General features: G+C 58.1%; 11 protein-coding genes. All 11 read right to left on the bottom strand.

Features of this window, described 5'->3' with window-relative positions; all coding sequences use genetic code 11:
• Window positions 1–175: 175 nt before the first annotated feature.
• The 11 genes from M5D89_RS08265 to M5D89_RS08315 all read right to left on the bottom strand — a co-directional run bounded on the left by M5D89_RS08265 (window position 176) and on the right by M5D89_RS08315 (window position 13496).
• On the bottom strand, window positions 176–2479 hold the full coding sequence (locus tag M5D89_RS08265) for a plasma-membrane proton-efflux P-type ATPase (protein ID WP_248885345.1): 2304 nt from the start codon (window positions 2477–2479) through the stop codon (window positions 176–178).
• Window positions 2476–3639, bottom strand: coding sequence for an acetate/propionate family kinase (locus M5D89_RS08270; RefSeq protein WP_248885346.1), 1164 nt, complete (start codon window positions 3637–3639; stop codon window positions 2476–2478). Before M5D89_RS08270 ends, M5D89_RS08265 begins: the two co-directional genes overlap by 4 nt.
• Complete coding sequence (locus M5D89_RS08275; RefSeq protein WP_248885347.1) at window positions 3636–4829, bottom strand: 2-oxo acid dehydrogenase subunit E2; 1194 nt, start codon at window positions 4827–4829, stop codon at window positions 3636–3638. Before M5D89_RS08275 ends, M5D89_RS08270 begins: the two co-directional genes overlap by 4 nt.
• A complete protein-coding gene (locus M5D89_RS08280) occupies window positions 4826–5824 on the bottom strand; it encodes an alpha-ketoacid dehydrogenase subunit beta (RefSeq protein WP_248885348.1) in 999 nt (332 codons plus the stop codon). The genes M5D89_RS08275 and M5D89_RS08280 overlap by 4 nt, the downstream gene beginning before the upstream one ends.
• Window positions 5821–6873, bottom strand: a complete 1053-nt coding sequence (locus M5D89_RS08285) for a thiamine pyrophosphate-dependent enzyme (protein WP_248885349.1) — start codon at window positions 6871–6873, stop codon at window positions 5821–5823. The genes M5D89_RS08280 and M5D89_RS08285 overlap by 4 nt, the downstream gene beginning before the upstream one ends.
• Window positions 6870–7220, bottom strand: a complete 351-nt coding sequence (locus tag M5D89_RS08290; protein WP_248885350.1) for a carboxymuconolactone decarboxylase family protein — start codon at window positions 7218–7220, stop codon at window positions 6870–6872. Before M5D89_RS08290 ends, M5D89_RS08285 begins: the two co-directional genes overlap by 4 nt.
• Before the next feature lie 102 nt (window positions 7221–7322).
• A complete protein-coding gene (gene atpC / locus M5D89_RS08295) occupies window positions 7323–7835 on the bottom strand; it encodes an ATP synthase F1 subunit epsilon (RefSeq protein WP_248885351.1) in 513 nt (170 codons plus the stop codon).
• 25 nt (window positions 7836–7860) lie between these two features.
• Entirely contained in the window at window positions 7861–9390 is a 1530-nt protein-coding gene (gene gpmI / locus M5D89_RS08300; RefSeq protein WP_248885352.1) for a 2,3-bisphosphoglycerate-independent phosphoglycerate mutase, read from the bottom strand.
• Window positions 9391–9425: 35 nt separating this feature from the next.
• The gene (gene ppsA, locus M5D89_RS08305; protein WP_248885353.1) at window positions 9426–11825 is read right to left on the bottom strand and encodes a phosphoenolpyruvate synthase; all 2400 of its coding nucleotides are present in this window, start codon (window positions 11823–11825) and stop codon (window positions 9426–9428) included.
• A gap of 53 nt (window positions 11826–11878) precedes the next feature.
• On the bottom strand, window positions 11879–12835 hold the full coding sequence (locus M5D89_RS08310; protein ID WP_248885354.1) for a sulfotransferase family protein: 957 nt from the start codon (window positions 12833–12835) through the stop codon (window positions 11879–11881).
• A 1-nt stretch (window position 12836) separates the two neighbouring features.
• Window positions 12837–13496, bottom strand: a complete 660-nt coding sequence (locus M5D89_RS08315) for a hypothetical protein (protein WP_248885355.1) — start codon at window positions 13494–13496, stop codon at window positions 12837–12839.
• Window positions 13497–13507 lie beyond the last annotated feature (11 nt).

Below are 13507 nucleotides of genomic sequence, written 5' to 3' on the forward strand. Positions count from 1 at the left end.
AGGATAGGATAAGATTCCAGTATCGGGCGCGTGCCAGGGGTGGTCAATACAAACGATGGACACGGGAAATACCCTGATGGCAAAACTCCCAAAAATCGGCGCCCACAGAACCATCCATTGAGCTGACCACTCAATTATTTGATTGGCTTTGGTCAGAACACGGATAATTTTTGCGTCACTTGGTGAGCTGGTGCAGCAAAGGAACCTTTATTTGATCCAATAGCAAGGTGTAGATCAGGGTAAACAAAAGCAGTGCGCCAACCAGGTAGGCTGGGACCGGTGCGAGCAGCCAGCCAAAGATTGCCAAGACGCTCACGATAACAATATCGGCCAGACTCGCCAAGGCCAAAAATTTGCCTGGGCGTGCCGCCCATAGATGGCCGCGTTCCCGTACCAGAAACACATTGGCTAGCCCTGAGTAGACCAAACCAACAAAACCCAGGCTTTGGACCGAGCCTTCCGGTAGATGCAATAGAAATCGTGCCACCATATAGACAGCAAAGATATAGAGCAGCCATGCGCCGGCAACGGCGAGGGAAGACCAGACCAGGCTTCGCACATTCCAGCGATCCGGCTTCGTTGATGGGCGGACATTGTCTTCGGCCAGAGACATGGTGACGAAATCATTGGCGAAGAGGAGAAGTAGGACAAGGAGGGGGGTCACCACGAAGCGGTCAAAGAGCAGAAACCCCAGGCTCAGAAATAGGGCTACTTGAAAGACCTTGATGATCTTGTTCAACGTGTAGGTCAGCATGCGCTGATATACCCGCCGACCCGCCATGACCGCCGTGAGTACGCCCTCCAGACCGGGGGTGGTGAGTACGATACTGGCTGCGGCCTTGGCCACGTCCGTGGCACTTTCGACAGCCACCCCCATCTCGGCCTGCTTCAAGGCTGGGGCATCATTGACGCCATCGCCCGTCATGCCGACGATCTTCCCTTGTTTTTGCAATGCCTGTACCAGGTGAAATTTATCTTCTGGAAAGACCCCGGCATACACCGCGCAATCTTGGTTTTGGGCATCCCGCGCACAGACTGGGCCACGAATCCCCAGGATCTGGGCGACATGGCTGGCTGTGGCCGCACTATCGCCGGTGATCATGCGCACGGGTACGCCAAAGTTTTCTAATTCCTGGATCACCTTCGCAGCATCAGGACGGACCGGATCGGCGAGGGCCAACAATCCCAAAAAGCGTGGCGCCCCCTTCGGCCCGGCGGCAACGGCCAGGACACGCGCGCCGTTGCTGGCGAGATCTTGGGTAGCCCTTTCCCAGTCCTTTTCGCCACAGAGCATCGCCACCGTCTGTGGTGCGCCCTTGATCGCCTCCCAAGTATCCTGGTCTCGGGTAAACTGACCTGCCGATCGCTTACTGCTGGGGTCAAAGGGGAGAAATCCGTTGCGCTCGGGCAAGGTGACCCCAGCGCCAGTAGCGGCCGTCAGGATGGCGAGATCTAAAGGATCCTGTGTCGAATCATCACTGGCGATGGCGGCCATGGCCAACAGCTCATTGCTTTCCACCTGCGGCCAGAGCGATGTTTTTTCCAAGTGAAGCTGATTCTGGGTCAACGTTCCCGTCTTGTCGCTGCAGAGCACCTGCATTGCCGCGGCTTCCTCGATTGCTGCCAGGCGCGTCACCAATACCCCCTGTCGGGCAAGGCGTACAGCGGCCAAGGCAGTGGCCAGAGTAAAGGTGGCCGGCAAGGCAACCGGTACGGAAGCGACGAGCAAAATCAGCGCGAAGGGAAGAATGGTCGCAATGCTGAGGCCCTGCACCATGGCGTAAGCAAAAATGGCAACCACCAACAAGACATCCATGGCCACCAAATAGCGAACGATATGCAGCACCAATTCTTCCAAATGGCTTTTGGCACCCGCGCTGCGCACCAATTCCGCGGTTTTGCCAAAGTAGCTGCGCGTCCCAGTGGCGGTCACGGTACCACTGGCCTCACCGCGGCGGATAATGGAACCAGAATATATGGCGTCTCCTGGATTGCGATCCACCGGGATGGACTCGCCAGTGAGGGCAGACTGGTCTACGAGGATAGTACCCTCTTCCAGCTTGAGATCGGCGGGAACAATATCTCCAAGGCGCACATGTATGAGATCGCCGGGGACCAATTCCGCAGCGGCTATCACCTGCCAGGAGCCATCGCGGCAGACGCGGGCCTGAATACGTAAGCGCTCGCGCAGCATATCTAAGGCGTTCTGCGCTTTGCGTTCCTGACTGAAGCCCAACACCGCATTGAAAACCAACAATAAGCCAATGATGATGGTCTCGGGCCATTTGCCAAGAATGGCCTCCAGGAGCAACGTCACTTCCAACATCCAGGGCACTGGTGCCCAGAATTTGCGCAGGAGTACGAGAAACGTGTTCGGGGCCTTGTCGACGACCTCATTGCGCCCATATTGGGTGAGAAGACGAGTCGCTTCGTCGCTGCGCAACCCCTTACAGTGGGGCTGTGGGGTAGACTCTGTCATGGGGCGATTTTTGTCTGGAGTAAGTGGTAACTATGTTCCGCAATCTGGCGATCCTCATCAGTGGGGATGCAGAGGATTTCGATGGGGCTATCAGGCTCGGAAATCTGCTTCTCGTTTCTGGCGTTGCTTGCCGCATCCAGATGGAAACCGAGGCCGTGCAGGGGGGTGCAGATCCTTTCCCGCACCGCTGCCGCGTGCTCGCCAATTCCTCCCGTGAAGACCAGGCGATCCACACCACCCAGAACGGCCAGATAGCTGCCGATCATCTTGCGCACGCTGTAGGCAAAGGCGTCGATGGCGAAGGCGGCATGGGGATCCCGATCTGCGGCCTCGAGGAGCACCTGCAGGTCTCCGCTGAGACCGGAGAGGCCGAGCAAACCCGACAGATGATTCAGCACCCGCTCCAGCTGATTGGCGCTATAGCCCTTTTCTTCCAGCAGGTACAGCAAGACTCCGGGATCGAGATCGCCGCTGCGCGTACCCATGACGATACCGCCAGTGGGGCTGAGGCCCATGCTGGTATCGAGGCATTGTCCATCACGCACGGCGGCCAAGCTCGCACCATTGCCCAGATGGGCGATGATGCTGCGCCCTGCGGTTGGGATCTGGGTGAGGATGTACTCATAAGACAGCCCATGAAAGCCATATTTTCGTACCCCCTCCTGCCAGAGATTGCGGGGCAGGGGATAGCGTGCGGCGAGCTCTGGAATGTGGCGATGAAAGGCGGTATCAAAGCAAGCAAATTGCGGCGTTTGTGGCCAATGCTGGCGAGCGGCTTCCATGACGGCGATCTCGGCGGGAAGATGCAGCGGCGCGAAGCGCAGGGAGCCGCGCAGGACCTGCAGCACGTCTTCGTCGATGGCGCAGTGTTCGCGCAGTTGCGGCCCACCAGAAACCACCCGATGACCAATGGCAGCGAGCTCCTCCGTCGCACGCTCGCGGAACAGCTGCAACACTGCAGCCAAGGCGGCAGCAGCGTTGGGAAAGGGCGCAGTCCGATCGCAAGGATCCTGTCCGTGCCACCACAGCCGCCCGACGGTTTGCCCAATCCGCTCCACCGCTCCCTCGCCCTGGCGCTCCACGACCCCGTTCGTAGCCGTATAGAGGGCGAACTTGAGGGAAGAAGAGCCGCTGTTCAGCGCCAGGATTTGTTCGCTCATGCAGACAACCAGGAGGGGTCGGCGAGGCGATCTCGCAAGCGCTGTAAAAACCGTGCGGCATCGGCACCAAAGATGACGCGATGGTCACAGCTCAAGGTGAACTCCGTGCCGCCATCGGCTTGGCTTGCCGCTACGGCGAGAATGGCGGCGGCGCCCAAGGGGACGATGGCATCAAAGTTATGCACGACGTCAAAGACCCCAAGGTTGGAGAGGTAGAATGTGCCCCCACGATAGTCCTCGGGGGCCAGTCTCCCTTTTTTGATTTTAGCCAAGAGAATTCGCCAGTCTTCTGCTAGTTCATTGATGGGACGGCCTGCCATGTCGCGGAGCACGGGCGTCAGTAGGGCATCGCCGGTATCCACGGCAATCGCCACATTCACCCGCTCCCGCTTGGCCAGTCCTTGCGGTGTCCAGAGATGATTGAACCAGGGGTCTTCGGCGACGGTGAGGGCGCAGGCACGGGCGAGGGCAAGGGTCAGGCTGAGGCGGGCTGCTTTGGCCTGTCGGTGGAGATCGGTGAGGGCAATGTGGGCGCTGATCTGAAAGCTGGGGGTAGAGACGGCGTCCTGCATGTTACGGGCCGCCGCAGCGCGCATGCCGGACAAGCGTTCGATCCGATATGGAGGTCCGGCGCTGAGCTCTGGCGCGGCGCCACGCAGGGCAGCGGCGAGTACGGCGCGACTGTTGATGGGACCTTTGCCCAAGCTGGAAAGCTCCACCCCCAATTCCTGGGCGAGGCCACGGGCATAGGGGCTTGCCAGGATGCCATCGGGCACTCCAGGAGCTATGGAGGGCGCGGCCGGCACTGCCCTCGGGACTGCAGGGGGAGGGGCCGACTCCGCCTTGTTTTGGGGGGGCAGCACTGGCGCTGCTGCTGCCGTCGATGCGGGCGATGGTGCGATGGCAGGCTTGGCGCTAGCTGCATTCTCTGCCGCCGCGCCCAGCTCTTCGCGGCTATCTACCAGCCAGGCTATCACCGAGCGCACCGGAATGTCTTGCTCCACTGGAGCCAAGGGACCGGCCAGATAGCCATCCTGAAAGGCTTCCACATCGAGGATGGCCTTGTCGGTTTCCACCTCGGCCAAGGCATCACCTTTTTTCACGGCTTCGCCCACGGCCTTGTTCCAGCGGGTCAGGCGTCCGGTCTGCATGGTATCCGACAGGACCGGCATGGTGATCTCGTGTTTCATGCAGATTTCCCCTCTCTTGTGTTGCCCAGTAGAGTGCGCGCGGCGACGATGAGCTCTTCGGTACTGGGGATGCTGTTTGCTTCCAACTCGGCATTGAATGGGGTCGGAAGATCCAGCCCGGCGAGGCGCTGGATGGGGCGGTCCAGGAAATAAAAACAGCGTTCCTGCAGGGTGGCCACGATCTCTGCCCCGGCTCCGGAAAAGCGGCAGTCCTCTTCCAGAATCAGTGCGTTATGAGTTTTAGCAATGGATTGCACGCAGGGCTCCCAGTCGATGGGGGAGAGGCTGCGCAGATCCACGACCTCCATCTCGATGCCCTCCTGGGCAAGTTCTTCCGCCGCCGCCAGCGCGACCTCCACCATGCGCGAGTAGCTGATACAGGTCAGATCACGCCCGGATCTTCGGACCGTGGCCGCATGAATGGGCAAGGGGGAACCCATGCTGTCCACCTCAGCTTTCCGAAAATAGAGCAGCTCATGTTCCAGGACGATGATGGGGTCGTCGGAACGAATCGCCTGCCGCAGTTGCCAATACGCATCCTGGGGCATGCTGGGGACGACAATGCGCAAGCCCGGACAATTCATCAGGGTATGTTCGAGGCGCTGGGAATGTTGGGCACCCAGCTGCCGAGCCACACCGCCCGGCATGCGCACCGTGAGCCCCATGGGAAACTGGCCGCCGGACATGAAGGGCACCTTGGCGGCCATGTTGATCAAAGCATCCAGAGCCAGGAGGGCAAAATTGATGGTCATGATTTCAACGACGGGACGCAAACCGAGCATCGCCGCCCCTACCCCGAGGCCGGTGAAGCTGTTTTCTGAGATTGGGGTATCGCGCACCCGCCACTCGCCGTACTTTGCGAGTAAACCCTCACTCACCCGATAGGTGCCACCAAAGAGGCCCACATCCTCGCCCAGGAGCAGGACGTTGGGATCCTCTGCCATGGCTTCGTCCAAGGCGCGATTCAAGGCCTGCCAGTACAGCATGGTCGTCATACCCGCCCCCTTCCAAAGAAATCCTCATGGCGCCGGTTTTTGGTAAAGATCGTTTGCGCATCTGCAAGACTGGGCGCAGGGGCTGCCTGGGCTGCCGCCAGGGCACTCTGCATCTCCGCCGCAACTTCGGCCTGTAACCCCTTCAGATCTTCGTTGCTGAGGTGCCCGGCAGCACAGCAATGCGCCTGGAATTGCCGCACACAATCCCCGGCGGGGCAATTCGCCCGTCCCGCCACTTCTCCTTCGAGGGTGTTGATGGGGTCTTGTTGCTCGTAGGCCTGCACCTCGCTGGTGGGGCGATAGGCACCGGGGTCTGCCATGGAATGACCACGATAACGGTACGTCTCTAATTCGAGAAATTGCGGACCATCACCAGCGCGAATACGTGCTAGTGCCTGGTGGCTGGCCTGCTGTACCGCCAGCACATCCATGCCATTCACCCGCTCCGCAGGGATGTTATAGGCACGAGCGCGGCGGTAGATCTCGACCACGGCGGAATGGCGATGGATTTCCGTACCAATCTGATAATGATTGTTTTCGCAGACGAAAAAGATCGGCAGCCGCCAGAGCGCGGCCATGTTAAGGGATTCGTGAAAGGTCCCCTGATTGGTCGCGCCATCACCAAAAAAGCACAGCACTGCCTCGGGCAACTGACGGTAGGCAACGGCGTAGCCCGCCCCAAGGGCGATGGGAAAGGTCTCGCCAACAATCGCGTAACCGCCTAGGAAGCGCCGCTCCGCATCGAAGAGATGCATGGAACCGCCCATGCCCCCGCTGGCCCCGGTCTTCTTGCCAAAGAGTTCCGCCAGGATCGCGGCGGCGGGAATGCCCCGCAGCAGGGCATGGACATGCTCGCGATAGGTGCTGACGACATAGTCGCCGGGCTCCGCACAACTCAAAACTCCGGCTGCAACCGCTTCTTCGCCCGGATACAGATGTAGAAAACCGGCGATGTTGCCGGCGGCGTACTCCCGCGCGGCGGTTTCCTCCAGCGCGCGGGCGCGCAGCATTTGGCGCAGCAGAAAGATGGGGTCGGCGTTTGTCGTCATGCCTTACTCTCCGGCAGGAATTCGTCCAGGGCGCGGGTCAGAGGAACCAGATACATCAAGGCCGGCCCGCCATGCATGAGCACCGCCTGAAAGCCAGCGCTCATGATTTCATCGCGGCTTGCTCCAGCCTTGACCGCGCCATGCACGTGCAGGGCAATACACCATTCACACTGGGCTGCCACCGCCAAGCCCACATTGATCAGTTCCTTCTGCGCCTTGCTCAGGGCAGGGCTACCTTCCGCCTTGCCCATGAAGGCCAGAAAGCTGTTGATTTCCGCGGGGTACTGCTCCTTCAGCCGCGTGGTCAGTTCCTCAATCTGGGTAATACGATCCTGCATTTCTGACATTACACCCTCCCTTGGCCAGGAATTCCGATCTTGCCCTCGGATTTCAGCCTAGTCCGTAGGGATGAATTCGGCAAGTGTATCGAATATCGAGAAATGCGGCCTTCAATCTTCCAGAGCGGCGGGATTGATTTTGGGTGGCGCTGCTACTGTGGGTCGCTGCCAGTTGTATTCCTGTCTTTGTTCCGAACCCGTGCTTGTGTATTTTGTATACGACCGATATTTTGCCAATTCCCGCTGAAGCTCCTGCTCTGCTTTGATGAAATCAATAGTGTTATGTTTTTTATTTTGCATGACAGCTTCTTTGGCTTTCTCGATACCTTTTTTTATCGCATTTGGATTCAAATCAGGAATGCGCAGGCTGACGTCTGCAAGAACCATTACGCCACTGGGCTGGATCTCTGCAAACCCTCCCTCGATAAACAACACTTCCGCCAGACCATCAGGAAAATGGGCGCGCAGCTCCCCCGCTTGCAATATGGACAGCAGTGGGGCATGACGCGCAAAGATGCCAAGTTCGCCCAGTTCGCCGGGTAAGACGACAAAGGTACAGTCTCCCGAATACACCAACCCATTCACGTCAACTACCGATAATGAAAAGGTACGATTTGCATTCATTATGCAAGCCTTGCTTTTGGCGGATTCAGTTCTGGAATAGTTCGGAGTGCAGCACAATACTCCTCCCGGTCATTTCTTTGGGCTTTGCCAGGCCCAACAAATCCAGGACGGTCGGTGCCACATCGGCGAGCCCGGCGCCGATACTGAGATGCGCGTTCGGTTCTCCCAGAAGTAAAAAGGGTACGGGATACACCGTGTGCTGTGTATGGGGTTCGCCACTCAGCGGATCGACCATCTCGTCGCAATTTCCATGGTCGGCGGTAAGAATGACCCGATAACCCTGGGCCAAGGCGGTCTGTACCACGCGATGAAACTGCAGATCGAGGGTTTCTACCGCCTCGAGAATGGCGGGGATCTTGGCCGTATGGCCCACCATGTCGCCGTTGGCAAAGTTCACCAGCACAAAGGCATAGCAATCTGCCTGTAAGGCGGCAATGATGCGATCGGCCACGGCTGGTGCACTCATCTCCGGTTGTAGATCATAGGTGCTGACCTTGGGGGAGGGGATGATTTCTCGTTCTTCCAGCGGAAAGGGCGTTTCCCGTCCCCCGTTGAAAAAATAGGTCACATGAGCGTATTTCTCGGTTTCGGCGCAGTGGAACTGCGCAAGACCCGCATCGGCAAGGACCTCGGCCAGCACCTTGCGGGGAATCTCGGTCGGAAACAGTACGGGTAGGTCGAATGTTTCATCGTAAGAGGTCATGCAGGTACTATCGTGTGCCCGGTAGTCACCCCGATCGAAAGAGGAAAAACTGGGCAGGGCGATGGCCGCGCAGAGCTGACGCATGCGGTCCGAGCGAAAATTGAAAAAGAATACCGGCTCATCAGCGGCAATATATGCCTTGTCAGGATCACCGATGACGGTAGGCTGAATGAATTCATCGCCTCCATCCCGTTTCCAGCCTTCCCGCACCGCACTTTGGGCATCGGTTGCCTGCTCTCCCTGCCCGTGAATGATGGCTTGCCACGCCTTTTCCGTACGCTCCCAATGTTGGGCGCGATCCATGGCATAGTAGCGGCCGGAGAGAGTGGCAATGTGGCCTTTTCCCAGCTGGGTAAGGGCCTCCTCCAGTTGCGCGATAAAGCGATCGGCACTCCGGGGCGGGGTATCCCTGCCATCCGTGATGCAATGAATAACGGGTTCCATGCCCGCCTTGACCAGTAGTGGCAAGAGGCGCAGGAGATGCTCGATATGGGAGTGCACGCCACCATTCGACGCCATCCCGATCAGATGAATGCGCTTGCCAGCGTGCAAAAGGACCTGCCAGTTGGAAAGCTGTTCCAGACTGCCATCGGCAATGGCGTCGGCAATGCGCAGCAGATCCTGTTTGAGGATGCGCCCCGAACCCAAGGTCAGATGCCCTACCTCGGAATTGCCAAATTGCCCATCAGGAAGACCCACGGCGCGTCCCGAGGCCTGCAGGGCAGTGTGAGGATGACTGGCGAAATAATGATCGAGGTGCGGGGTACGGGCCTGAGCCCATCCATTGAAGGCACGATTGGGATTCAGGCCAAAGCCGTCAAAGATCACCAACAAAACTTTCTTCTTTGTCATCCCGCTGCCCCGATATTCGCCCACGTTTATGATCGTTACGTCTGCAGTGATTTCTCGATATCCAACACCTGTCGGGTGGTGGCGAGAATAGTATCCGGGTTCAAACTAATCGAATCGATACCCAGTCGCACCAGATATTCCGCCATCTCTGGATAGTCGGATGGTGCTTGACCGCAAAGGCCGGAGTGGATGCCGTTACGTCGACAGCCTTCTACCGCTTGGCGGATCAGCTCCTTGACGGCAGGATCGCGCTCATCATAATCAAAAGCAACGATGGCAGAATCGCGATCTACGCCGAGGGTCATCTGCGTCAGATCATTACTCCCGATCGAAAAGCCGTCGAAGCGTTTGGCGAATTCATCAATCAGCACGACATTGCTGGGAATTTCGCACATGGCGTAAATCTGCAAACCATTCTCCCCACGGCGCAAGCCGAACTCCGCCATTTTCGCCAGCACCGCATCGGCTTCCTGCAGGCGCCGGACAAAGGGAATCATCACGATGACATTGTCCAGCCCCATATCCTCGCGCACCCGGCGGATGGCAGCACATTCCAGGCGAAAACCCTCCTCGTAATTGGGGTGCGCATAGCGTGAGGCACCACGGAAACCGAGCATGGGATTGTCTTCCTCTGGCTCGAAATCCCGCCCGCCCATCAGTGCCGCATATTCGTTGCTCTTGAAGTCCGAGGTGCGAAGCACCACCGGCTTGGGGTAGAACGCCGCAGCGATGGTGCCCACCCCTTCCGAGAGCAGGCGCACGAAGTAGTCCTCCGGATTGGCATACTGCGCGGTGCGCCTTTTGATCTCACGGCGCACCTTGTCGTCATGGACGCGCTCCGGATGCAACAGCGCCAGAGGATGGATCTTAATGGCATTGGCAATGATGAACTCCATGCGTGCCAATCCCACGCCATCATTCGGCAGAGCCTGCAGCTGAAAGGCGAGTTCGGGATCGCCAAGATTCATCATGATCTCGGTCTTGGGGCGCTGCAGACCAGAGAGATCGGTTTCGATCATCTCGAAGCGCAACGCACCCGCATACACGTTCCCCACCTCGCCCTCGGCGCAGGAGAGGGTGACCGCTTCACCGTGCGGTATCTTGCTCAAGGCGTCGGCGGCTCCCACCACGGCGGGAATACCAAGCTCCCTGGCGATGATGGCGGCATGGCAAGTGCGTCCACCCCGCTCGGTGATAATACCCGCTGCAAGTTTCATCACCGGTTCCCAATCGGGGGTGGTATTGTCCGCTACCAGGATCTCGCCGGGCTGAAACTCGCTGAGTTCCTCCAAGGTCGCGATGTGATGCGCTGCACCTACGGCAATCTTGCTGCCGACGGCGCGTCCCGAAACCAAGATCGATCCGCGCTCGCGTAAATAGAATTCCTGCAGAACTTGACCTTTGCGCTGGGAAGCCACCGTCTCGGGTCGTGCCTGCACGATGTATACCTGCCCATCATCCCCGTCCTTGGCCCATTCCATGTCCATGGGACGACTTTCCCCTGCCCGCTGACTATAATGTTCCTCGATTTTGATGGCATAGTCGGCAAGGGTAAAAATATCCTCGTCATCGATGGAAAAGCGCTGTTGTTCGGTCGCTGTGGTGGCGATATTGCGCACCCCCTGGCGGGTATCTCCGCCGGCATACACCATTTTCAGCTTCTTGCTACCGAGCACCCGGCGCAGGATGGCGCGTTTACCGCGTTTGAATCCGGATTTGAAGACATAGAATTCATCTGGATTGACCGCACCCTGCACCACATTCTCCCCCAGACCGTAGGAAGAAGTGATGAACACCACGTCACGAAAACCGGTTTCCGTATCCAGAGAAAACATTACGCCGCTACTGGCGAGGTCCGAGCGCACCATTTTCATAACCCCAATGGACAAGGCCACATGAAAATGATCGAAGCCTTCATCCATGCGATAGTGTATCGCGCGATCAGTGAACAGACTGGCGAAGCAGCGTCTGCAGAAATCGAGTAAATCCGCTTCGCCACTCACGTTCAGATAGGTGTCCTGTTGACCGGCGAAGCTCGCGGTGGGCAGATCCTCCGCTGTCGCAGAGGAGCGAACAGCCAGGGACAGATGATCACCATATTCGGCGCGCAGGCGACCATAGGCTGTCAATATTTCTTGTTTTAGCTGGTCTGGCAGCTCGAGTCCGTAGATCAATTCGCGCGCCGCCTTGCCCCGCCGGGCAAGATCCGCCACTTGCTTGGGGAGCAGACCATCCAGGATGCGGTGCAACTCGGGCCAGGCATGATTCCGATCCAGCAAATCGCGATAGGCCTGCGCGGTGATGGCAAAACCATTGGGTACGCGCACCCCCATGGGTCGCAAAGCGCGATACATTTCCCCCAGAGACGCATTCTTGCCGCCAACCAGGGCAATATCCTCGATACCGATTTCCTCGAAAAAGCGGATGTATTCCATGATGATCCATCCTTCATTAGATAAGCTACTATGAAGATAGACCCCGACCAGCGCTACCGCAAGGGCGTCTCGGTCTGCAGGGAATGCTCCTGAGCCTGGGGCGTCGCGAAGGACCCCCAGCTGCGCCGTAATTCCGGCAGAGGACGCTGCAGGAGATTTTCCAGACGCTCGATTTCGGGCTCAAACTGCGCGATTAACCAGATTTTGGCCGATACATCCATGGCCGGCTTAGGTTCTTCTCGGAGAAACAGGTGGCGCCAGATATATTCACCCCAGCGCTGTGGGAATAAATATTCACCGATATAGCGACTGAACGGGTTCCCGGCCAAGCGCCGTGCCCAATTTCCCCGTGGGCTGGCATAATGATTATGCGCCGTACGAAAGTTGATATGCGCAAACGGTGTTGGGGAAATTTCCAGGAATTGAGCGATGTCTTGCAAGATCTGCAAGGGTTTACGCTTCAGATCCTCGAGCAGAAGTACTTTGACGCTCCGGCGGCCAAAAAGGGAAAAATAGCGTTGAATCTGGTCATGATACATCCCCAATTCAACATACAACTGCGAAATTCCCCAGCCCTTATCGACTCTTTCCCAATCTTTATGCAGCGCCGCTGTGAAGTTGAGATCCGTGACTCCCTCATTGAAATCCATCAGATATTGCGCGTAGGCTCGTTGCACAGGATCACGTAGGATGATGATGATCTTTGCCTGCGGAGAATGCAGGGAAATCTCCTGCGCCGCGATCTCTGACCACAGATAGGAGGGGCTGGCGTCGCCGCAATATTTGCTGCCATCGCAGGTGCCATATAAGCGGAGGTAATCGTCCTCTGTGGCAATGTAGCGTATACAGTGGCGTTGTTCTGGCGCTGGATGCGGATGGGTAAAATAATGGGGTTCCTTCATCTCCGGGAAGAAAATATCGGGATGTTGTTTCAAGTACGCCCAGAGTGATGTCGTTCCACTCTTTACCGCACCAACCACAAACAGGTTTGGCCAAAGTTTTTTTTGCATATCAATTCGTTGGTAGCGTATGAAAATCGAATCCAGCGTGTTGGAGTGTCTGTGCCAGAATTGTGGGGGAGAGATTCGCGGGCAATGGACCCAGACGCAGACGGTACGCCCAAGCGCCGTGCTCCAGTCCCAGTACGATGCACAGGCTGGCAATGCCTGCGTGCCGCGCCTCATACAGCGCCGACGCGGCGCTCGTGGCGCGGGAATAGGCAGCTGTCCAGAGATAGTGCGCTGCGTTGTCGTTCGTCTCGAGCTCTGGTGCTGTGGCATTGGTCGCTGCCGGAGCGATATCAGACACCGCAATGGGCGTACTGTGCTCTACGCCGAGCGCAGCAGCGGCCCCTGCACCCAGCTGTAGCAGCCCATAACTGTCTTTGGGACTTTTGCGGTCGATCAACGCAACGATGGAAATCTGGTTGCTGAGGTTCGTGATGCGCGCACAGGAGGGTACAGGAAGCGTCGCGCTGGCCGCCGTGAGTTGGGTGGACGATAGCGCGTTTGTCCCGCTCTCGCTCGCGTTCCAGCCGTACCAAGTGGCTATACCCCGCTGTGGGGCGGTCGCGGAAGCTGGGCCTGGGGCCAATTCGCAAGCGCTCTGCACGATCGGAGGAGGGGGGCTAGCGAAGGCCGTTGCCGAGCAGAGGAGCAGAGCGCCAAACATGGGAGCAGAGG

The organism is Acidithiobacillus acidisediminis (genome assembly GCF_023277115.1).
GTDB lineage: Bacteria > Pseudomonadota > Gammaproteobacteria > Acidithiobacillales > Acidithiobacillaceae > Igneacidithiobacillus > Igneacidithiobacillus acidisediminis.

Coding starts and splice junctions, on each gene's coding strand:
- atpC (WP_248885351.1), bottom strand. CDS start 7,835: ATGAATGCAAATCGTACCTTTTCATTATCGGTAGTTGACGTGAATGGG.
- M5D89_RS08275 (WP_248885347.1), bottom strand. CDS start 4,829: ATGAAACACGAGATCACCATGCCGGTCCTGTCGGATACCATGCAGACC.
- gpmI (WP_248885352.1), bottom strand. CDS start 9,390: ATGACAAAGAAGAAAGTTTTGTTGGTGATCTTTGACGGCTTTGGCCTG.
- M5D89_RS08315 (WP_248885355.1), bottom strand. CDS start 13,496: ATGTTTGGCGCTCTGCTCCTCTGCTCGGCAACGGCCTTCGCTAGCCCC.
- M5D89_RS08310 (WP_248885354.1), bottom strand. CDS start 12,835: ATGCAAAAAAAACTTTGGCCAAACCTGTTTGTGGTTGGTGCGGTAAAG.
- ppsA (WP_248885353.1), bottom strand. CDS start 11,825: ATGGAATACATCCGCTTTTTCGAGGAAATCGGTATCGAGGATATTGCC.
- M5D89_RS08265 (WP_248885345.1), bottom strand. CDS start 2,479: ATGACAGAGTCTACCCCACAGCCCCACTGTAAGGGGTTGCGCAGCGAC.
- M5D89_RS08285 (WP_248885349.1), bottom strand. CDS start 6,873: ATGACGACAAACGCCGACCCCATCTTTCTGCTGCGCCAAATGCTGCGC.
- M5D89_RS08280 (WP_248885348.1), bottom strand. CDS start 5,824: ATGACGACCATGCTGTACTGGCAGGCCTTGAATCGCGCCTTGGACGAA.
- M5D89_RS08270 (WP_248885346.1), bottom strand. CDS start 3,639: ATGAGCGAACAAATCCTGGCGCTGAACAGCGGCTCTTCTTCCCTCAAG.
- M5D89_RS08290 (WP_248885350.1), bottom strand. CDS start 7,220: ATGTCAGAAATGCAGGATCGTATTACCCAGATTGAGGAACTGACCACG.